This window comes from Streptomyces sp. NPDC051567 (genome assembly GCF_044454165.1).
In the GTDB taxonomy this organism is placed as follows: Bacteria; Actinomycetota; Actinomycetes; order Streptomycetales; family Streptomycetaceae; genus Streptomyces.
In genome coordinates, this window is record NZ_JBITDK010000011.1 from 81,440 (window position 1) to 102,657 (window position 21,218).

The 21,218-nt window shown below is 73.3% G+C and carries 14 protein-coding genes; 4 read left to right on the forward strand and 10 right to left on the reverse strand.

All coding sequences use genetic code 11. The features are described 5' to 3' along the window. Positions 1-17: 17 nt before the first annotated feature. The 9 genes from ACIA5F_RS15070 to ACIA5F_RS15110 form a co-directional block, all read right to left on the reverse strand. Positions 18-896 carry an SAM-dependent methyltransferase gene (locus tag ACIA5F_RS15070; protein ID WP_399352861.1) on the reverse strand — a complete coding sequence of 293 codons (879 nt, stop codon included), beginning with the start codon at positions 894-896 and terminating at the stop codon, positions 18-20. A gap of 85 nt (positions 897-981) precedes the next feature. After that, entirely contained in the window at positions 982-1,593 is a 612-nt protein-coding gene (locus ACIA5F_RS15075) for a dTDP-4-dehydrorhamnose 3,5-epimerase family protein (protein WP_399352863.1), read from the reverse strand. Between the two features lie 90 nt (positions 1,594-1,683). Continuing rightward, positions 1,684-2,793 carry a DegT/DnrJ/EryC1/StrS family aminotransferase gene (locus tag ACIA5F_RS15080; protein ID WP_399352865.1) on the reverse strand — a complete coding sequence of 370 codons (1,110 nt, stop codon included), beginning with the start codon at positions 2,791-2,793 and terminating at the stop codon, positions 1,684-1,686. Between the two features lie 171 nt (positions 2,794-2,964). Then, a complete protein-coding gene (locus ACIA5F_RS15085; RefSeq protein WP_399352867.1) occupies positions 2,965-3,963 on the reverse strand; it encodes an NAD-dependent epimerase/dehydratase in 999 nt (332 codons plus the stop codon). Between the two features lies 1 nt (position 3,964). Beyond that, positions 3,965-5,398: an NDP-hexose 2,3-dehydratase family protein gene (locus ACIA5F_RS15090; RefSeq protein WP_399352869.1), complete on the reverse strand. Its 1,434-nt coding sequence runs from the start codon at positions 5,396-5,398 to the stop codon at positions 3,965-3,967. A gap of 139 nt (positions 5,399-5,537) precedes the next feature. After that, entirely contained in the window at positions 5,538-6,377 is an 840-nt protein-coding gene (locus tag ACIA5F_RS15095) for a methyltransferase domain-containing protein (protein ID WP_399352871.1), read from the reverse strand. 65 nt (positions 6,378-6,442) lie between these two features. Continuing rightward, positions 6,443-7,696, reverse strand: coding sequence for a cytochrome P450 (locus ACIA5F_RS15100; RefSeq protein WP_399352873.1), 1,254 nt, complete (start codon positions 7,694-7,696; stop codon positions 6,443-6,445). 97 nt (positions 7,697-7,793) lie between these two features. Further along, a complete protein-coding gene (locus ACIA5F_RS15105; RefSeq protein WP_399352875.1) occupies positions 7,794-11,174 on the reverse strand; it encodes a ferritin-like domain-containing protein in 3,381 nt (1,126 codons plus the stop codon). After that, positions 11,171-12,781: a flavin monoamine oxidase family protein gene (locus tag ACIA5F_RS15110; protein ID WP_399352876.1), complete on the reverse strand. Its 1,611-nt coding sequence runs from the start codon at positions 12,779-12,781 to the stop codon at positions 11,171-11,173. The genes ACIA5F_RS15105 and ACIA5F_RS15110 overlap by 4 nt, the downstream gene beginning before the upstream one ends. A gap of 405 nt (positions 12,782-13,186) precedes the next feature. On the opposite strand from ACIA5F_RS15110, the gene ACIA5F_RS15115 reads away from it, so the two are divergent. The 4 genes from ACIA5F_RS15115 to rfbB all read left to right on the forward strand — a co-directional run bounded on the left by ACIA5F_RS15115 (position 13,187) and on the right by rfbB (position 17,898). Further along, positions 13,187-14,497: a glycosyltransferase gene (locus ACIA5F_RS15115; RefSeq protein WP_399352878.1), complete on the forward strand. Its 1,311-nt coding sequence runs from the start codon at positions 13,187-13,189 to the stop codon at positions 14,495-14,497. Then, positions 14,494-15,762 carry a cytochrome P450 gene (locus ACIA5F_RS15120; RefSeq protein WP_399352880.1) on the forward strand — a complete coding sequence of 423 codons (1,269 nt, stop codon included), beginning with the start codon at positions 14,494-14,496 and terminating at the stop codon, positions 15,760-15,762. Before ACIA5F_RS15115 ends, ACIA5F_RS15120 begins: the two co-directional genes overlap by 4 nt. Positions 15,763-15,886: 124 nt before the next feature. Then, the gene (locus tag ACIA5F_RS15125) at positions 15,887-16,951 is read left to right on the forward strand and encodes a glucose-1-phosphate thymidylyltransferase (RefSeq protein WP_399352882.1); all 1,065 of its coding nucleotides are present in this window, start codon (positions 15,887-15,889) and stop codon (positions 16,949-16,951) included. Beyond that, on the forward strand, positions 16,948-17,898 hold the full coding sequence (gene rfbB, locus ACIA5F_RS15130) for a dTDP-glucose 4,6-dehydratase (RefSeq protein WP_399352884.1): 951 nt from the start codon (positions 16,948-16,950) through the stop codon (positions 17,896-17,898). Before ACIA5F_RS15125 ends, rfbB begins: the two co-directional genes overlap by 4 nt. 119 nt (positions 17,899-18,017) lie before the next feature. On the opposite strand, the gene ACIA5F_RS15135 is transcribed toward rfbB, so the two are convergent. Beyond that, a complete protein-coding gene (locus ACIA5F_RS15135) occupies positions 18,018-20,786 on the reverse strand; it encodes a LuxR C-terminal-related transcriptional regulator (RefSeq protein WP_399352886.1) in 2,769 nt (922 codons plus the stop codon). Positions 20,787-21,218 lie beyond the last annotated feature (432 nt).

Genomic DNA, 21,218 nt, shown 5'->3' on the forward strand with positions numbered 1-21,218 from the left:
GCCGGTGTCCCGGCCGCTCACGGGCGTTCCGCGACGACCAGGAGGCAGCCGAAGTCGTCGACCCCCTCCAGGTCGGAGGGGCGGAAGGCGTCGTCGGCGAAGTCGGTGAACTCGAAGTGTTCCTCGTTCATGGCCGCCGGGCGGTCCTGCGCGGTCGCCAGCTTCGCCAGTTCGTCGGCGAGGCGCAGCGTGGTCTGCTCCGTGATGTCGAGGACGGCACGCAGCCGCAGGCCGGAGCGGTGGAGCAGGGCGACGTAGTCGTCGACGTCCGCCGTGGTGGACATGAGGTCGCGGCAGAACTTGTCGATGCCCGGGTGCCGGACCTCCTTGCGCGGGTGGCGCTCGAAGACGTCGGTCAGGACGAGCCGGCCGCCGGGGGCGAGCACCCGGGCCGCGTCGGTGAGCACCCGCTGGCGGTCGGGCATGTGACAGATCGACTCCAGGGCCATCACGGCGTCGAACGAGCCGTCCGCGAAGGGCAGTTCCATCGCGTCGCCGTGCCGGAACACGGCCCGGTCGGTGAGCCCGGCCTCGGCCGCCAGCCGGTTGGCGGTCCTGATCTGCTCCTCGCTGATGCTGATGCCGGTGACCCGGGCGCCGGTGTGCGTGACGACCCGCAGGCCGGGGCCGCCCACCCCGCAGCCCAGGTCGAGGACGTGGGACGAGCCGTCCACCTTCAGCCAGTCGATGAACACGTCGGTGAGCCGGTCCATCGCCTCCTCGATCGTGGCCTCGGAGTCCGGTGTGTCCCAGTAGCCGATGTGGACGTTGGGGTTGAAGGTGCCGTCGTGCATCGCGCTGCGCGTCAGCCGGTCGTACAGCTCGCCGACGGCTCCCGGCACGGGCAGGGTCTGGATCTGGGTCCGGGTCTGGGTCCGGGGGGTGGGGTCGGTCATGGCGACGGCCTTTCGGTTCGGGTGCGGGGGTGGTCGGTGCGGGGTGGTCGGTGCGGGGAGGCGGGTGCGGGTCGGGCGGCGGCGGTCAGCGCGGGGGCCGGGGTCCTCCCCACTCGATCTCCTGGCACCGGGCGTAGTCCGGCAGCAGGCCGCGCTCCCGCGCCTCGGCGAGCGTGAGCGCCGCGCGGTCCCGCTCGGAGAGGACCGGTTCGGTGTCCGCGGGCAGGGGCAGTCCGAGGGCCGGATCGAGGAAGGAGAGGGAGAGTTCGTTCTCCGGCACGTAGCTCTCGGAGAGCATGTACGCCATGACGGTGTCGTCCTGGAGCGCCACGAACGCGTGGCCCACCCCGACGGGGAAATAGGTGGCCCGGTGGTCCCGCTGGTCCATCAGCACCGCGTCCCACCGGCCGAAGGTGGGCGAGCCGACCCTGATGTCGACGATGACGTCCAGGGCCGTCCCGCGGGCGCAGTAGACGTACTTCGCGGTACCGGGTGGTGTCGCGGTGAAGTGGATTCCCCGCACCACGCCGCGCCGGGACAGGCTGTGGTTGGTCTGCGCGACGCGGAAGAGGGGGGCGCCGTGCGCCTCGGCGAACGCCTCCTCCTGGAACGGCGAGAGGAACAGGCCCCGTTCGTCGGGGTGGACGTGGGGGGTGAATTCGAGTGCTCCCTCGACAGCGAGTCTGCGTGCTTTCATGGCTGCTCCCGTGGCTCGGTGGACGGCTCGGCGAAGTCAGGTCGGGGCGAGGCGGGACGGGACGGGCGGGGCGGGGCGGGCAGCGGGGTGTCAGAGCGTCGCCAGTACCTCGCGGACCGCGTGGATGACCTTGTCCTGGAGGTCGGGGGTGAGCGAGGGGTACATGGGCAGCGAGAAGATCTCGGCGGCCAGGGCCTCGGTGACCGGGAGCGAGCCCGTGGCGTACCCGAGGTGGGCGAACCCGGTCATGGTGTGCACCGGCCACGGGTAGCTGATGTTCAGCTGGATGTCGTAGGCCTTGAGGCGCTCGATGATGTCGTCGCGCCGGGGGTGGCGGACCACGTACACGTAGTACACGTGCTCGTTGCCCGGGGTGGTGCGCGGGAGGGCGAGGCCGGTGCCGGCGAGACCGTCGGCGTAGCGCCGGGCGACGGCCCGCCGGCCGGTGACATAGGTGTCGAGCCGCCTGAGCTTGCGCCGCAGGATCTCGGCCTGGACCTCGTCCAGGCGGCTGTTGTGGGCGGGCGTCTCCAGGGTGTAGTAGCGGTCCTCCATGCCGTAGTACCGCAGCCGCTGGAGCCGTCGCGCCACGGACGCGTCCGAGGTGATCACCGCGCCGCCGTCGCCGTACGCGCCGAGGACCTTGGTCGGGTAGAAGGAGAAGGCGGCGGCGTCACCGAAGGAGCCCGCCGGCGTGCCGCCCCGGCGGGCGCCGTGCGCCTGGGCGCAGTCCTCCAGGACGACCAGTCCGTGGCGGGCGGCGAGTTCCTTCAGGGGGGCCATGTCCACGCACTGCCCGTACAGGTGCACCGGGAGGAGGCACCGCGTGCGTTCGGTGATCGCCGCCGCCACCTGGCCGGTGTCCATGAGGAAGTCGTCGGCGCGGACGTCGACGAAGACGGGGGTGGCGCCCGTGGAGTCGATGGCGACGACGGTCGGCGCCGCGGTGTTCGACACCGTGATCACCTCGTCGCCCGGTCCGATGCCCAGCGCCTGCAGGCCGAGCGTGATCGCGTTCGTCCCGTTGTCGACGCCGACGCAGTGGTCCACCCCGTGGTAGGCGGCGAACTCCGCCTCGAAGCCGCGCAGGCTGGCGCCGAGCACGAGCTGCCCCGAGGTGAAGACCGTCTCCACGGCGTCCAGGATGTCCAGACGCTCGGCCTGGTACTCCGCCAGGTAGTCCCATACGCGTGTGGTCATGTGCCAGCCTTTCCGAAGCGGTGACGGACGGCGTGCTCCGGCCGGACGTCCGCGGTGGGTGGGGGTCCGGAAGGTACGGATCTGCGCTGCACGGGTCCGGGGTGTACGGGTCCGGGGTGTGGGGGGCCGGGGTGTGGGGGGCCGGGGTGTGGGGGGCCGGGGTGTGGGGGCTCACCGGGCCCCGTCCTGCTGCCGGGCCAGGGCGGCGACCGTGCGGCGCACCCCTTCGGGGAGCGGTATCCGGGGGTGCCAGCCGGTGGCCGCGCGGAACGGGGAGGAGTCGATGGTCACGCTCCGGAAGTCCGTCGCGGGGGCGTGCGCGGGTGGTTCCACGGACACCACGGGGACCGGGAGCCGCCCCGTGTGGTCGGCCGTGGCGCGGGCGACGAGCCGGAAGACGTCGCCCAGCGCGTCGCCCCGGCCCGCGCCGATCAGCCAGTGGCCGCCGACCAGGGGGTCCGGGTGGTCGAGCGCCGCCGTGAAGGCCGCCGCGATGTCGTCGACGTGGACCAGGTCGCGCCGCACCGTACCGTCGTGCCACATGGTGAGCGTCTGGTCCGCGAGGGCCCGCCGCGCCATGGCGGACACGACACCGCGGTCGGTGGCGCCGGGCGCCGCGACCTCGCCGAACACCGTGGGCAGGCGCAGGCTGATGCCGCGCACCAGGCCCTGGGCCGTGGCCTCCTTCAGGATCTGCTCCGCCGTCAGTTTCTGCCGGTCGTAGGCGGTTCCGGGGTGGTCGGGCTCGCTGCCGTCGAGCGGCTCCCTCGGCGGCACACCGACCTGCGAGGCGGCTCCGGCGTACACCACCAGCGGGGGCGGCCCGCCGGGGCCCGGCCGCATCACCTCGACGAGGTCCCGCATCACGCCCACGTTCACGCGCTCGGCCGCCGGCTCGCTCTCGGCCGCCCGCCACCCGCCGTCCGCCAGGAGCAGGTGCACCACCACGTCCGAGCCCGCGACGGCCTCGGCGAGCGCCGCCCGGTCGGTGAGGTCGGCGGTGACGACGGTCGTCCCGGCCGGTCCCGGGGCGGGTGCGGTCCGTCCGCGCGCCACCGCCCGCAGGCGGACGGGACGGCGCGCCAGTGCGCGGACCACGGCCGAGCCCACGAAGCCCGAGGCGCCGAGCACGGTGATCAGCGGCCGGGGGGCCGCCGGTGCGCTCCCCATGTCAGATCCCTTCCCGGGGCGGGGTGGCGGTCATGGCGTTGAGGCAGGCCAGGAGCGTGCGGGACTCCACGTTGAGGTAGTGGCCGTGCCGGGTGAGGGTGCTGAGCTGGGCGGGGGTGGCCCAGGTGTAGCCGGAGGGCGGGTCGAGCGCGGCCCCGTCCGGGTCGGCGGTGACGAGGAGGTAGCGGCTCCTGGCGTTCAGGAAGCGTCCGCCCTCCTCGGAGTGGACGGCCTCGTAACGGATGCGCGACGCGGGGGCGCCGAGGACGGCGTCGAGGAAGGGCGGGCGGTCCGCCGCCGGCAGGTGGGCGTGGTTGCCGGGCGTGCACTGGACGGTCGGGGCCAGCTCGACCGTGTCCAGCAGGCCGCCCTCGGCGCGGGCCTGCACCAGCACGTGCGGGACCCCGTCGACCTCGCGCACGAGGAACGCCGTCACCCCCAGGCCGACGGGCTCGATCAACGGCTGGGTCCAGCGGACCACTTCGCGGTTGCCGGCCCGTACGGAGACGGCGACGACCTTGAAGTAGCGGCCGTCCTCGCGCTCGATCGCCTCGGTGCCGTGCTTCCAGCCGTGGACGGAGGCGAGCGGTACGCGACGGGCGCGCACGTCGCGGCGGGAGCGTTCGCCGGTGAACCACGACAGGAGCTGGATGTCGGAGAGCAGTGCGCCGGGTGCCGTGTCCCGGTACGGCACGCAGGACAGCACGGTCCTGGCGTTCATGTTGACCAGGTCGTCCTCGTGGAGGAGTGCGGCGATCTGGCCGAGGGTGAGCCAGCGGAAGTCGTCCTGCGCGGGGATCTCGTCCTCGGTCTCGACGATCATGTTGCGGTTGGACTTGCGGAAGAACCACGAGCCCTGTTCCGACTGGAGGACGTCGACGAGGACCCGGTCGGGGTCGGGCCGGACGAAGTGGTCGATGAGCTTCACGTCCGTGCCCCGGTGGGCCTTGGTGTAGTTGCTGCGGGTGGCCTGCACGGTCGGGGAGAGCTGGAGCAGGTTCGGGTTGCCCGGCTCCATCTTGGCCTGCATCAGGAAGTGGAGGACCCCGTCGAACTCCTTGGCCAGGATGCCCAGGATGCCCACTTCGGGCTGGCTGATGACGGGCTGCTGCCACTCCCTGCGGGGGCCGTCGCCGCGGGGGCCGTCGTGTTCCACCACGTGCATGCCCTCGACGGTGAAGAACCGGCCGCTGCGGTGCATGAGGTTGCCGGTCCCGTCCTCGAACCGCCACTCGTCCAGCTCCGCGAACGGTATGCGTTCCACGTGGAAGGCGTGGGCGCGGCGGCGCTCGGCGAGCCAGGCGTGGACGTCCTCGGTCCGTAGGTGCGCTCCGCGGCCGGTCGCGGCCGACAGGGCGATGCGGTCGGTCGGTCCGTGGTCCTCACGGGGGCGCAGGGCGGGGGCGGCGGGTGGTGGACCGGTCCGGGACGGCATCGGAGAACTCCCTGTCTGCGGGGCGTCGGAGCGTCGGGCGGCGGCATGTCGGGGCGGGACGTCGGGGCGGTACCGGCCCGGCCGGCGCGCGACGGCCGGGCGGGCGGGCGGGCGGGCGGGCGGGGGCGGGCTCGTCGGGTCAGGGCCGCTGGGCGGTGATCAGGACGTAACCGGCGTCCGGGTGCTTCCCGAACGCCTCCATCAGGTCGGCCGCCGCGGTGATCTGCCCGGCGGCGAAGGTGTCGAGGGAGGCGGCGAGTTCCCGGAAGGCGGCCGAGGCGTGCCCGTAACTGGCGCGGACCTGTTCGCCGATGTCCGTCAGTTCCAGCAGCTGCCAGCCCGTCCGCGCCAGGCGGGCGCGGTGTTCCTCGGGCGTGCTGATCCCCGCGATCCGGTAGACGTTCAGCATGCCGTCCAGCAGGGCCTCGTCCTGGCCGGTGAACGGTTTCCGCCGGCACAGGTCGGCGACGACCAGACGGCCGCCGGGGCGGACGACGCGGTGGATCTGGGCCAGGGCGGTGGACTGGTCGCTCATGTGCAGGAGCGATTCGATCGCCCAGGCCCCGTCGAAGGAACCGTCCTCGAAGGGGAGGTCCATGGCGTCCGCGAAGAGGAAGGAGGCCCGGCCGCGGGCGTCGGAGCCGTCCGCCCGTTCCGAGGCCTGGGTGATCTGCTGCCGGCTGACGTTGATGCCGGTCACGTGGACGTCGTGGGCTCCCGCGATACGCAGGGCCGGGACGCCGATGCCGCAGCCCACGTCCAGGAGGCGCTGGCCGGGCCGGGGGGCGAGGCGGCCGGCGACGAGGTCGGTGAGGTGGTCGGTGGCCTCGGCGACCGGGACGTCGTGGTCGTCCTGCCAGTAGCCCACGTGGATGTTGCCGCCCAGGGCGGTCGTGGCGCCCGCGTCGCCGAACTGGTCGTACGCCTGGCCGACGGAGCCGGGGGTGGTGTCGGGGGTGGTGTCGGGCTGCTGCGTCATGGTCGCCTTCCTTCCGTGCGGTGTCGGTGTGTCGTCCTCGTGCGGCGTCGGTGTGTCGTCGCGGGTCACGGGGGGCCGGGCGGGCCGAGCACCAGGCGGGCCGGCCCGTGGAAGACCATGTCGTCGGCGTAGTCGACCCGCTGGCCGCCGCGGTCCAGCCCGGGAAGGCCGTCCAGCAGTGCCCTGAGGCCGATCTCGGCCTCGGCGCGGGCCAGGGTCGCGCCGAGGCAGTAGTGGATGCCCAGCCCGAAGCCCAGGTGCCGGTCGGCGGGGCGGTGCACGTCCAGGACGTCGGGGTCCGGGAAGCGCGCGGGGTCCCGGTTCGCCGACCCGAGCAGGGCGACCACCCGGCTGCCGCGCGGCACCTCGTGCGCGCCGAGGCGGATGTCCTGGTAGGCCCACCGCGTCACCGCCTGCACCGGCGGGTCGTAGCGCAGGAGTTCCTCCACCGCCCCCGGTGTCAGCCCGGGGGCGGTGCGCAGCTCGTCGAGGACCCGGGGGTGCGCCCGTAGCGCCAGTACCGCCTTGGCCAGGAAGTTGGTGGTGGTCTCGTGTCCGGCGGTGAGCAGGTGGACACAGGTCCCCACGATCCCGTCCACGCTGAGCGGCGCGCCGGCGTCCCGGGCGCGGACGAGGAGCGTGAGCAGGTCGCCGCGGTCCTCGCCGCGCCGCCGGGCGACCTCCTGCCGGAAGTAGTGGGCGAGTTGCCGGGAGGCTTCCTCGGCCCGCGCGTAGCCGCCCGTGCCGCGCGGCCGGGTGGTGCTGGCCTCCTGGAGGGCGACCGCGTTGGCGCGGAGCCATCCGTGGTGGTCCTGGGGGATGCCGAGGAGTTCGGAGATGACGAGGACGGGCAGCGGCGCCGCGAAGCCCTCGACGAGGTCGGCCTCGCCGTCCCGCCCGAGGCGTTCCAGGAGCTCGTGCGCGATCTGCGTGATGCGGGGCCGCAGCGCGGCGACGACCGAGGGCGAGAACTCGGTGCTGAGCAGGGAGCGCAGCTCGGTGTGGCGCGGCGGGTCCAGGAACACCAGCCAGTTCTCGACGAGGGCCCGCAGGGCCCGGTGTTCGGCGGGGACCGGGACGGACACCGCGGCGGCTCCGGCGGACGCCGTGCGCGCGTCCCGGCCGAGGACCCGGCTCGACAGGACCCGGACGGCCTCGTCGTGGGAGAAGACGTAGAAGGTGTCCGGCCCGCCCGTGGCGGACGCCCCGCGGTGGACCGGCGCGGCCTCCCGGTAGCGCCGGTACACCGGGTACGGGTGGGCGATGTCCTTCTTGTCCCAGCCCTTCAGGTCGAACCGCGGCAGCGTCGCGGATGGCATGCGGTCTCCTTCGGTCAGCGATGCGGTCGGCGGTGCGGTGCGGTCGGCGGTGTGCTCGCGCGTACGGGTCGACGGGAGCGCCGGAGCGCTCGGCGTCCTACCCGCGCGGCGGCCGGAAGTGGTCGGCCCAGAACGCGCTCATCTCCCCCACCCGGGCGGGCACCAGGGGGCACTTGCGGCAGGCCGCCGCGAGGTGGTCCAGGCGCAGCGCGAGGGAGCGCCTGGCCACGTCCGGACGGGACACCGGCGCGGGCTGCCCGTCCAGTTCGAACGACGGCCCGGCGGTCGTGCCCCGGCGCCCCGAGCCCAGGGTCACCAGCAGTTCCGCCAGCGGGCGCATCACGCCCGTCATCATGTCGATGGCCGCGTTCATCAGGTCGGAGCGCCGCAGGCTCTCGTCCGGGCGCTCGCCGAAGTGCTGGGCCATGAGTTGCAGCGCCAGGAAGTAGGAACGGTTGAACAGCTCCATGACCGTACGGGCGTCGGGATCGGTGACCGTCTCCATGGCCGGGTTCCCCCGGCCGAGGGTCGGGTTCCGTACGACGGGGTAGGCCGGGTTCCACCGTTCGCCGCCCGGGTCCCGTCCTGTGGCCGGTGCGCCGCGCAGCAGCTCGCCGATCCGCAGGAACGAGGCGTGGTGCGACTCCTCGGCGGTGCGCGGGCCGAGCGTCCCGCCCTCCCCCTGCTCGGTGATGACGTCGATCGCGAACAGCGCGCTGGAGAGGTCGTCGACCTCCAGCTGGTAGTCGGGGTGGTGCCGGTCGATCGACCGGCGCAGGAAGAGGTGGTGTTCCCCGCCGCCCCTGCCCTTCTCGACCAGGAAGAGGTCCGGGACGCTCCGCAGGCCTTCCCGGATGTCCCCGTACAGCTCGCTCAGCGAGGCGTAGCGGTAGGGGGACGGCTGCCGGTCGTCGTGGTGGGCGGGGGCCGCCGCCGTCCCGCCCCGCCGTACTTCGCCGACGAGGTCCTCCGGCCGCTCGATGAGCGTGAACCGCTCGACGCTGCCGGGTCCCAGCCTTTCGAGGGAGAGGTCCAGCGGCACCGGCAGTTCGTGGTTGACGGTGGCGAAGTCGATCCGGGGCACGTGGAAGGGCTCGCCCACGGCGGTGAGGATGTTGTTGACGAGGAGGAAGTGGATCATTTCCTCGCGGGCGATGTTCAGCAGCATGCTGCGGATGCCCTCGTCGAGGGTCTCCCCGCCGTCGCCGCAGGCGAGGTGGAGCTGCTCGGGCGTCCACACGCCCCGCCGCACGTACTCCAGGCCGGCGCCGTGGGTGGGCACCGAGTAGGCCGCGTACAGGTACTGGAGCATGACGGCCAGCTCCATCGCGGCGGCGTCGCGCAGCACCCGCACGAGGTGGCCGCGGGTGGTGATCCCCCTCCTGCTCGGGCGGGGGGCCGCGGGCACCGTCAGGAGGACCTCGTCCGGCGCCTGCTGGGCCCTCAGGAACGTCAGCAGGAGCCGTGCCTTCGGCTCGGACAGCTCCCGTGTCGGCGGCATGTAGTAGGTCTTCGCCTTGTTGCGCGGGTCGCACATCTGCCAGATGAGTTTCGCGTACGTCTCCACCTTGCACCGGTCCGCCAGGCTGAAGACCTCCGCCTTCATGAAGGAGTACAGGTGCTCGTAGAAGGCGAAGACCTCCCGGTACACCAGGTCGAAGGTCGCCTCGTCCTGGCCGGTGCCGGCCAGCCGCCAGTCGTCGGGAAGCACCCGCACCGACAGGTGTCCGGCGCCGGACCAGTAGCCGAGCGCGTCGTCGGCGTCGTGGCCGAGGGCCGCGGAGCCGGGGAGGTCCACGTCGCACGGCAGGTCACCGGCGTCGGTGGAGAGCAGGACGCGGGCGGTTCCGGCCGCCGCGCCCCGCAGGGTGAACCACCCGCGGCCCGTGGGGTCGGTGTCCAGGACACAGGTGCCCGACCAGGTGCCCGGGCCGTCGCGCCGGCCGTCGCGCCGTCCCGGGCGCAGCCGGACGATGTCGACGTCGGAGCACCGCGCCTCGGGGGAGCGCGCGGACGGGTCGCGCGGCAGGGCCCGGGGGTTGAAGAACTGCCGTACGCCGATCCCCCCGACGGCGGCCGGGCGGCCCCGGACGAAGGACCGCACGAGGACCTCGACGTCGTGGTCCGCGTCGTCCCGGTCCCGGGGGTGCTCCAGGAAGAGACACGCGTCGTCGGCCTGGACGTTGATCTCCTTCTCGCGCAGGTGGACCACCGGGCCGCCGGGGCCGGGGCCGGTGCCCACCAGGTGCAGCGCCTCCCCGGCCGCGGCGTCCGCCGGCATCTCGGCGGGAACCGTCACCAGGCCGCCGGCCAGGGCGTACTCCTCGCCGAGGTAGGCCCGCCGGGGCACCCGGGCCACCAGCCGGCCGCTGTCGGCCGTGCGCAGTTCGAGATCGCCGAAGTCGGCCGGCGAGGGGGGCTCGGCCCCGGCGGTGGACCGGGGGCCGTCCGCCGGGCCGGAGGAGGGCACCGCGGTGATCATGTTGAGGGTGACGTGCTCGTCCGTCACCTCGACGGAGAGGTTGTGCAGCCCGCCGGGGGCCCGGCCGGGTGCGCGGCGGGCCGGGACCAGCAGGCGGCCCGCCGGGTAGGTGCGGGGCTCGTGCGGACGCCAGGGGGCGATGGTTCCGCGCAGCTCCCACCGGCCCGGCCGGTCGGGTGCCTGCGGGGCGGACAGGTGGCTGAGCGAGAACTGCACCACCAGGCCGCCGGACTCCTCGGAGGCCACCACCTCCTTGAGCCGCCGCACGGCCGGGGAGACGGCCGCCCCGTCGAGCCAGGTCAGTCCGTCGTGACCGCTGTCACCGGTGCCGTCCCTGCCGTCGGTGCCGTCCCTGCCGTCGGGGTCATCGGTGACGACGAACTGGTGGACCACGGACCGGCGCAGCCGCGCGCCCAGCCAGTGACCGCCCGGGTCACCGCCGTGACCGGCGTGGTGCCACCTCGGGGGGTGGAAGCCGCGGACGGCCCCGGTGGCCATGTACCCGACGTCGTGGGAGCGTCCGTCGCGCCCGAAGCAGAACTGTCCGACCATGAGGGTCGTGGTCCCGTCGCAGGACGGGTCGACGTCGAAGACACGGGCCCGGTTGACCGTGGTGGCGAGGTACTCGTTGTAGTGCCCCCACATGTCGACGCTTCGCCCGACCACCGGGTCGGCCGTGTCGATGTCGCCCGCGCGGCCCTCGACGCTGACGATCCGCGCGTCGATCGAGAAGTGCCCGTTGCCGGCGAAGTCCTCGCCCTTGGCCGCGTTGAAGGGCCCGTCGGGCGCCGGGGCGCCCGTGCTGTCGAACCTCGCTCCCAGCCGGTCGAGGTGGTCGTGGTACTCGCCGGGCGGGCGGTCGGCCGGGAAGGGCTGCCCGTCCCCGGTGAGCGCCGTGTTCGTCGCCAGGTCGACGAGGCCGCTGCGCGCGCCGGTGGGCAGGTGTGTCGTCGCCGTTCCGCGAAAGTGCAGCCGGGGCAGGTCGAAGACGCTCATGCCGGTTCGTCCGAGCGGCTCGGCCGGGTGGCGGCGAACACGCGGCTGGCCCGCGGCTCGTACCACTCGATCTCGTGCGCGACGTCGATCGCCGACTCGATCGCGCCCTCGATCCACGCGGGTTTCGACGAGCAGTGCTCGCCGGCGAAGAAGAGCCCCTTCTGCGGCCGGGCCGCCTCCCGCCGCTCCGCCTCGCGCAGGGCCGCTTCCTGGCCCCAGCGGACCGTGGCCGCCCCCCAGGACCACGGGCGCGTGCCCCAGGCCCGGCCCGCCACGCCCAGGATCATGCCCGGCCGGCGCAGCTCGGGGTGCATCACACCGAGTTCCTTGGCGACGACCGTGTTGCGCTCCGCCTCGCTCAGCAGGCTGAGCGCGTCGGCGTCCGGCCCGATGCTGTAGCTCGCGAGCAGTACCGCGCCGAGCTCCGGGTCGCCGTCGGCGGGCGGGTAGTAGGTCTGCCGCACGTGCCCGCCGGTGAAGGAGGCGCCTCCGCTGATCCCGTCCTTCTCCCAGAACGCCTCGCGACAGTGGAAGGCTATCTTCGTCGCCGCCCAGTACTTCGTCCGGTGGACGATGTCCAGCTTGTCCTGGTCGAAGCCGGTCAGTTCCATCCGCCTGAGCACCGTGAACGGAATGGTGCACACCACGTAGTCGCAGCTCCTGGTGACGGTTCTGAGGCCCTGGCGAATCCGCAGGGTCACCGCGTCGCCGCGGACGTCGATGCCCACCACCTCCTGGCCGGTGGAGATCCTTCCCCGTATGCGCGAGGCGAGCCGCCGGGGGAGCCCGTCCATCCCGTCGCGCAGCCGCACGATGGTGGAGCTGGTCTCGTCCAGCACGTCGTCCAGGAAACGTTCGAGGCGCGGCGGGCAGGACGAGCGCACCTGGGGATGGTCGGAGAAGAAGGCGTGCAGGTCGATCCGGTTGCCCGCGCTGCCGCACCGGTAGGGCGTCAGGTCGAGGTGGTCGACGAGGTCGAGCAGCTCCACGTCGATCTCCCGGTGGAGCCCGTCGTAGAACTGGCGGGGGGCGATGGCCCTGATGCTGGCGTCCAGCCAGGCTCCGAACAGCAGGGTGTTGTCCCGGTAGTCCCGGTTCGGCAGTCCGGCGGCGAACTCGTCGACCAGGGTTTCGCGCGCGTCGCGCACCCGGAGGTATCCGGAGGAACTGGGCAGGTAGGCGGCGTCGTCGGAGAACAGCGTCCGGAACTCGCACACCTGGTTCTGCAGGCCGAGTTCGGCGATGTAGTGGAGGGTCAGCCGGTGCCCGGCGGGAATCCGCATCGCGCCGAGTTCGGCGAACGGCCCGGCCTGACCACCACCGCCACCACTGCTGCCACCAGCGCTGCTGCCGGGGCCGGTGCGGGTGCCGGGGAAGCGGTGGGTGTGGATGCGGCCGCCGATCTCGTGGCTCGCCTCGATGACCTGGACCTGATGACCGAGGCGTTCCAGCTCGTACGCCGCCACCAGACCGGCGATGCCGGCGCCGATGACGGTGACCTTCTTCGGCCCGTCGTGCGGCCCGTCGTGCGGCCCGGCCTTCGCTGCGGCCTTCGCCCCGTTCATGGCGCCGTCCGGCCCGTCCATCTCCTGCAAGGGTGCCGCCACAGGTTTCCTCCAGTACGCGATGTCCAAGGCCGGGAGCTGTCCTGGATTGACCCAGCGCCTTCCCGGTTGCGGAAGGGCGATGCCGGGGATTGCTCATGGCCATTGTTCGCGCGGTGGCAGCACGCCCATATCCCCCGGCCGCCCCGGGCACGGATGGTTTGCCCGGCCGTCGGCCGACGCGATCGGGTGGGCACGGCGGCGTCATCCCGCGCGAACGCGTGGGGTTTTCCCCGCACCGCCCTCCAGGGTGCGAAGGGGGCCGATGGTGGTGTGCGTGACCGGACGGCCGGGTCCGTGGGCGCCCGTCCCGCCCGTCCCGCCCGGCGGGAACGACGGGAACGACGGGAACGGCGAGGACGGCGAGGACGGCGAGACCGGTGACACCAGACCCCGACGGAGGCGACGTTGACGCGCGTACTGATCGCTACCACACCGGCGCCGGGACACATCGTCAGCATGCTGGAGGTCGCCCGCGAACTGGCCCGGCGCGGCCACGAGGTGCGCTGGTACACCGGCCGGGCCTTCCGGGAACAGGTGGAGCGGACCGGGGCGCGCTTCGAGCCCATGAGCGCCGAGATCGACTTCGGCGGCAGGAGCCGGGAGGAGGCGTTCCCCGGCCATGCCGGGCTGACCGGGATCGCCAGTTTCACGGTCGGCGTCCGGGACATCTTCTACCGGACCGCACCGCGCCAGACGGACGACCTGCTGGCGGTGCTCGAACGGTTCCCGGCCGACTGCGTACTCGCCGACGACATGTGTTACGGCGCGTGCTTCGCCTCCGAGCGCACCGGTCTCCCCCTGGCCTGGCTGAACAACTCGGTCTACATCCTCGGCAGCAGGGACACCGCCCCGCTCGGCGGGGGGCTGCTGCCGAGTTCGTCACCGCTCGGGCGGGTGCGCAACGCGCTGCTCAGGTTCGTCGGCGACCAGGTGGTGATGCGGAACCTGCGCCGGGAGGCCGACCGGGCACGGGCCCGGGCCGGGCTGGGGCGGCTGCGGACGGGCGCCATGGAGAACATCGCCCGCCCGCCGTCCCTCTACCTGATGGGCACCGTGCCGTCCTTCGAGTTCCCCCGCAGCGACCTGCTCCCGGGAACCCACTTCGTGGGCGGGCTCCTCGGCCTTCCCCCGGAGGAGTTCGAGCCGCCCACCTGGTGGGAGGAGCTGCACGACGGCCGGCCGGTGGTGCTGATCACCCAGGGCACCACCGCCAACGACGTCGGCCGGCTGCTCGTCCCCGCCGTCCGGGCACTGGCCGGCCAGGACCTCCTGGTGGTGGTCACCACCGGGAGCGGACTGGACGTCGACCGGCTGCGTCCGCTGCCGGACAACGTCCGGCTGGAGCGGTTCGTCCCCTACCACCACCTGCTGCCGCACGTGGACGTGATGGTGACCAACGGGGGCTACAACGGCGTCAACGCGGCCCTCGCCCAGGGGGTGCCCCTGGTCGCCGCGCCGGGCTCGGAGGAGAACCCCGACGTCGCGGCGCGCGTCGAGTGGGCCGGGGCCGGTGTCGTCCTCAAACGGCGGGCGGTGTCGCAGGCCGCTCTGCGCGACGCGGTGAGCACCGTACTGAACGACGAGCGCTACCGGCGGCGGGCACGCGAGCTGTCCCGGGAGCACCGGAGCCTCGACGCCCCGCGACGGGCCGCCGAGCTCATCGAGTCCATGGCCGATTCCCAGGGCCAGATTTCCACCGGAGGTTTACCCCGTTGAACGTCACGACGAAGACCGGCCTGGCCCAAGCCCCCGAGACGACCATGCCGACGGACCCGGGGCTCTTCGACTGCATGCCGGACCTGCTGGCCGCCGCGCGGGTGGCACCCGTCGTCCGGATTCCCTACCTCGGCCACCACGCCTGGGTCGTGTGCGACCCGGAGCTGGTGCGGGCCGCGCTCACCCACCCCCAGCTGGAGAAGGACATCACCCTGGTCCCCGACTGGATGCGCAGGCCGGGCCTGATGGTGGGATCGCAGCCGCCCCCGGAGTACGCCCGCGCCATGATCATGAGCGATGGTGAGCACCATGCGCGCATCCGGCGGCTGCACGCGCCGGTCCTGAGCCCGCGGAACACCGAGAGGTGGGGCGAGCGGGTCGGCGTCAAGGTCGACGGGTTCCTGGACGAGCTGGAGCAGTCCTCTTCCCGTTCCCGTTCCCGTCCCGGTCCCGGTTCCGGTTCCGGTTCCGGGCAGTCCGCCGAGATCAACGTGGTGACGGACTACACGCACCGGATTCCGCTGGCGTTCATCTCCGAGATGCTCGGCCTGCCCCCCGAGGCGGAGCGGCAGTTGCGCGGCATCACCGACGTCATGCTCTACTCCTCCGACTACCCGGCCCGCACCGAGGCGGTCGGGGCGCTGTTCGGCGCGGTCGAAGGCTGGGTGCGCGACCCGGCCCCGCTGCGCGACGGGGTGATCACGGGTCTGCTGGCCTCCTCCGACGGGCCGGACGCGGCGGTCACCGAGGGCGAGGTCGTCGTCTGGACGCTCGGGATGATCATCACGGGCTACGAGACGACCGGGAGCCTGATCTCCGCGTCGCTGTACGAGGCCCTGCGGCGCCCGGCGGCGCAGCGTCCGCGGTCCGACGAGGACATCGCGGCGTGGGTCGAGGAGACCCTCCGGGTGCACCCGCCGTTCCCGCACCCGACCTGGCGCTTCGCCACCACGGACATCGACCTCGGCGGCTACCTGATTCCCAAGGGCGCCCCGGTACAGGTCAGCATCGCGGCGGCGAACCGGAAGCCGGGCGAGGAGGCCGACAGCTTCACCGCGGACCGGCGGGGACAGGGGCACCTCAGCTTCGGCCTCGGCATGCACTACTGCATCGGCGCCTCGCTGGTCCGCCTGGAGGCACAGATCGCGGTGCGCGGGTTCCTGCGCCGGTTCCCGCACGCGCGGCTGAGCACCGCCACCGCCGTCGAGTGGGAGTCGGAGTGGATGATCCGCCGGATGAGTGTCCTGCCCGCCCTGCTGACCTGAGGACGATGATGGCCCGTACCTGTGAGACCGGTGTCCCGCGCGGCCGTACGGGGCACCCGCCGGCCCCCGGTGCGCCCGGCCCCCCGGGCCGCCGCGCGCCGGGCGTCCGGGGGGAGGGGCGCGGATGAAGGCGCTCGTGCTCGCCGGCGGGTCCGGCTCCCGGCTCCGGCCGATCACGCACACCTCGGCGAAACAGCTCGTGCCCGTCGCCAACAAACCGGTCCTGTTCTTCGGCCTCGAATCGATCGCCGAGGCGGGTGTCCGCGAGGTCGGCATCATCGTCGGCGACCGGGCCGCCGAGATCGAGTCCGCGGTCGGCGACGGCTCGCGGTTCGGCCTGGACGTCACCTACCTCCCGCAGGAGGCGCCGCTGGGCCTGGCCCACGCCGTGCACATCGCCCGGGACTACCTCGGCGACGACGACTTCGTGATGTACCTCGGCGACAACTTCATCGTCGGCGGCATCCGCGCGCTCGTACGGCGGTTCCAGACGGAGCGCCCGGACGCCCAGATCATGCTGGCCCGGGTGTCGGACCCGCGCGCGTTCGGTGTGGTCGAGGTGGACGGCCACGGCCGGGTGATCGCCCTGGAGGAGAAGCCGGAGCGTCCGAAGAGCGACCTCGCGCTGGTCGGCGTCTACCTGTTCACCGCCCGCGTGCACGAGGCCGTGCGCCGGATCAAGCCGTCGGGGCGGGGCGAGCTGGAGATCACCGACGCGATCCAGGAGCTGGTCGACGCGGGCTGCCGGGTGGATTCGGTCGTGGTGTCCGGGTACTGGAAGGACACCGGCAACGTCGCCGACATGCTGGAGGTCAACCGTCTCGTCCTGGACGGCATCGAGGCCGACTGCTCCGGTGAGGTCCACTCCAGCGAGCTGATCGGCCGGGTGGTGATCGAGCGGGGCGCGACCGTCACCGGGTCGCGGATCGTCGGCCCGGTGGTCGTCGCGGCCGGTTCGCGCATCCGCGACTCCTACATCGGTCCGTTCACCTCCATCGACAGCGACTGCGCGGTGACCGACAGCGAGGTCGAGTACTCCATCGTGCTGCGCGGGGCGTCCATCGTCGGGGTGCGGCGCATCGAGCGCTCGCTGATCGGACGCGAGGTCGAGGTGGTGTCGACGCCCGGGATGCTGCGGTCCCACCGCCTGGTCCTCGGCGACCACAGCAAGGTCCAGGTCGTGTCATGAGGGTCCTCGTGACCGGTGGCGCCGGCTTCATCGGCTCGCACTTCGTACGGTCCTTCACCGGCGGGGACGAGGTGACCGTGCTCGACAAGCTGACCTACGCCGGGAACCCGGCGAACCTGGAGCCCGCCGAGGGCCGGTTCGCCTTCGTGCGGGGCGACATCTGCGACGCCGGGCTGCTCGGGGAGGTGGTGCCCGGCCACGACCTCGTCGTCAACTTCGCCGCCGAGTCGCACGTCGACCGGTCGATAGCCGGTGCGGGCGAGTTCGTCCGCAGCAACGTCCTGGGCGTGCAGACCCTCATGCAGGCGTGCCTGGACGCGGGCACCCCGAAGGTCGTCCACGTCTCCACCGACGAGGTGTACGGCAGCATCGAGGCCGGCTCCTGGGACGAGACGGCCCCGCTCGGCCCGAACTCCCCCTACGCGGCGTCCAAGGCCGGTGGCGACCTGATCGCGCTCGCCTACGCGCGCACGCACGGGCTGCCGGTCAGCATCACCCGCTGCGGCAACAACTACGGGCCGTACCAGTACCCGGAGAAGGTCGTCCCGCTGTTCGTCACCCGGCTGCTCGACGGCCTGGACGTGCCGCTGTACGGCGACGGCGGCAACGTGCGCGACTGGATACACGTCGACGACCACTGCCGGGCCGTCCGGCTGGTCGCCGAGCGCGGCGGGGCGGGCGAGGTGTACCACGTCGCCGGGACCGCCGAGCTGACCAACCTGGAGCTGACGGCCCGGCTGCTCGACGCGCTCGGCGCGGGCTGGCGGCGCGTCGAGCGGGTGCCCGACCGCAAGGCCCACGACCGCCGGTACTCCCTGACCGACGGCAAACTGCGGGCCCTGGGCTACGCGCCGCAGACCGCGTTCGAGCAGGGCCTCGCCGGGACCGTCGCGTGGTACACCGCCAACCGCCGGTGGTGGGAGCCGCTGCGGAAGCCCGCCCCGTGACCTGCCCCGTGACCTGCTCCGCGGCCCGCCCCGGCGGGCTCCGGGGCAGGTGTGTGCCAGGGCGTGCGCGGAAAGGGGCGTCGTCCGCCGTCGGCCAGGCGCCCCTTTCCCCGCACGTCCTACGCCTTGAACCGGATCAGGGAGGTCCGGGAGCGGATGCCGAGCTTGCGGTAGATCTGCCGCAGGTGGAACCCGACCGTGTGCGGGGAGATGAACAGGCGGTGCGCGGCCTGCCGGTTGGTGAGTCCGCCGGCCACCAGTTCCGCCACCTTCCGTTCGGTCTTGGTGAGGCTCTCCCAGCCGGAGACGGGGCGCTTCGCGTGCGTCCAGTGCCGGCGCCGCACGCCGAGGCCGCGCAGCCGGGACCGCACGCGGGCGGCGTCCCGTTCGCCGCCGAGCGTGCCGTAGGCGTCCATGGCGCGGTCCAGTTCACCGATCGCGCCCTCGTGGTCGCCCCGGTCGAGGAGGAGGCCGGCGTGGTCCTCGGCCGCCGCGGCCCGCGCCCAGGGGTTGCGGTGCAGGCGGCCCGCCCGGGCCAGGGCGTCCGCGTCCCCTTCGGCGAGCGCCCGGGCGTGCAGGGCCGCGGCGAGCACCGCGGGAACGTCCGGGTTGTGCGCGCGCAGGAGTTCCGTCGCGTCGACCACCATCCGGGCGACGTCCGGCATGTCCGCCGCGAGCGCGCAGCGGACGCACCAGGCCGCGGCGGCCGGGTCCCCCAGGAGGAGTTCGCGCAGCGCGCCGGGGTGCGCCCCGATCTCGGCCAGTGCTTCCATCGCCGCCCGGGGGTCCGCCTGGGCTTCGGCCAGCTGTGCGGTCAGCAGGAGGCGTGCGGCCCACCAGGGGCTGGAGGCGTCGTGCTGGGGGAAGTCCTTCTCCAGGGTCCTGAGGTGTTCCTCGGCCTGGGTCAGCTCCCCCCGGCGCAGTGCGACGAGGGCCAGGACCAGCCATGCCTGCGGGGCGAGCATCGGCACGTACGTCCCGTCCGTGCCGACACCGGCCCTCGCCGCCTCCTCGGCCTCGTCCAGGCGTCCCTGGGCGAGGTGCAGCGGTGCCCGGAGCACGGCCGGGACGGCCGCGGCCAGCGTTCCCGCCTCCGAGGCGGCCGTCCGGGCGGAGCTCCGGACGACGGCTTCGGCCTCCTCGTACTCGTCGGTCCTGGTGAGGGCGAAGGCGAGGAACCAGCGCGGGTCCAGGCGTTGCACGTCCTCGCCACCGCCGTCGAGCGCGACGGCTTCGCGCAGGGTCGCCACCGCGTCGCCCACCCGGCCTTCGCGCCACTGGCCGAACGCGTGGAAGGTCATCGCGCCGACCCGTACGGCCTGGGTGTGCCGGTCGGGTGCGCTGAGGATCTTGCGCGCGCGTCCGGCGGCGGTGCTGTCGCCGGTCAGGTAGGAGGCGGCGAGGTGGGTGATCACGGCCTCGCGGTGCTGGAGTCCGTCCTCCTGGACGGCGAGCGCGTCGCCCGCGGCCCGGCGCGCCATCCGGGTGTTCCCCAGCAGCAGCAGCGCGGTCGACATCGCCGCCTGCAGCGCGGCGATGTCCGCGGCGAACGCCGTCGGCGGCGCGGCGAGGGGCCGCGCGGCCCCGTCGATCGTCTCCTTGGCCAAGGTGATCGCCCGGTCCAGGTCGCCCACCCTGGTGAACGCCTCGACCGCGATCCTCGCGAGGCGCGCGTGTTCGGCCTGCCCGGGGGGCAGCAGCTCCATGCAGCGGGTCGCCAGTGCCGCCGCGGTCGACGGGTCGGCGGCCAGCAGCCGCTGGGAGCCTTCGGCGATGACCCGCAGTTCCTCCGTGTTGCCGGGCCGGGCGATGTGCACCAGTTGGAGGGCGGCGCGTTCGATGCCGTCGGGGCGCGACAGCAGCAGCTCCGCCGCCTGCCGGCGCAGCAGTGCGCACACCGGTGGCGGCACGGAGTCGAGCAGTACCCGCCAGATCGGCTCGCTGCGGAACGCGAGGTCGTACTTGCCGCAGACCAGGAGTCCCCGTTTGACGGCTTCGTCGACCGCGGCGAGCAGGCCGACCGGTGCGTCGCCGAGCATGGCGGACAGGTCCTCCGGCGCGAACGGCGATCCGAGCACCGCGGCCAGCCGGAGCGCCTTCATGGTGGGCTCGGAGAGCGACCGGAGGTCCTTGCGGACCAGTGCGGAGAAGCGTTTCGGTACCTGTGCGGGCAGGCAGACACCGGCTCCGGCCGGGGTGTTGCCGGGTGCGCCGGGCTGTAGTCGCGAGGTGCCGTCGACCACGCAGATGTCGCCGTCCTCCACGAGGCCGCGCACCAGCTCGATCACCGCGCGGGGCGTGCCGTTGACGCTTTCCGCCAGGGCGAGGAGTTCCGGGCCGGGGGCGGCCCTGGTGCAGTCGGTGACCAGTTGCGTCAGCGCGTCGCCGGAGAGCGGGCCCAGCTCCCGTACGGGTTCCACCGGGAGTCGGCCCCAGAGCTTGCCGAAGCAGGTCTTCACCGGTTCGTACGGTGCGGTGTCGCCGTCCGGGGTGAAGGCGAGCAGCCAGAGGATCGGGCGGCCCCTGAGGGCCACGACGAGGTCGCACAACGCCGTCAGGGCGGGGAGGTCCGCCAGGTGCAGGTCGTCGAGCGCGACGACGGTGCGCAGGTGTTCCGTGTCCTCGCGCAGCCGGACCCGGGCCGCCTCGATCACGCAGGACGCGCCCGGGACGGGAAATCTCTCCCCGGCGGCGCCCGGCAGGTGGGGGTGGGTGCCGGCGGGTCCCCGGGCCGCCCGGGGGGCGGTGTCGGGACCGGGCGGGACGCCGTTGACGACCGCGAAGCCGTTCCTGTCGGCGATGCCGACGGCTTCCACGAGAAGGCGGGTCTTGCCCGCGCCGGGCTCCGCCTCCACCAGGAGGACCTTGCTCCGTCGGGCGCTTGCCACGCCGTGCAGGTTCGTATCTATCTGTGCCAGCTGTTGTTCCCGGCCGCGCACCTGCGGCAACGATCGTGTGTGGGGACCCATGACGCTCCGTATCGTGTTTCGAGGGGAGGGGACCACTGGGATTTCCGGGTGGGTGTCAGCCGGGTCGATGGTCAGGCCGGCGCCTCACCGCCGCCCGGTTCGCGTCGGACCTGGTGCCGGCCCCGGGGTGGACGCGGGAGCGGCGCTCCGCCGACGGTCGTGGTCACGGATGCGGGTACGGGTGCGGGTGCAGTCGTGGATGCGGATGCGGATGGTGCCGCAGTGCATGCGGTGAACACGGTTGCGAACGCGCAGACACCTGCGGGGGAGGTGGTCGTCCGTCGGCTCACTGACTCGCGCAAGAGTGAACTCACTTCCGTCTGCCTTCGGGTGCCGCCCCGGCGGACTCGT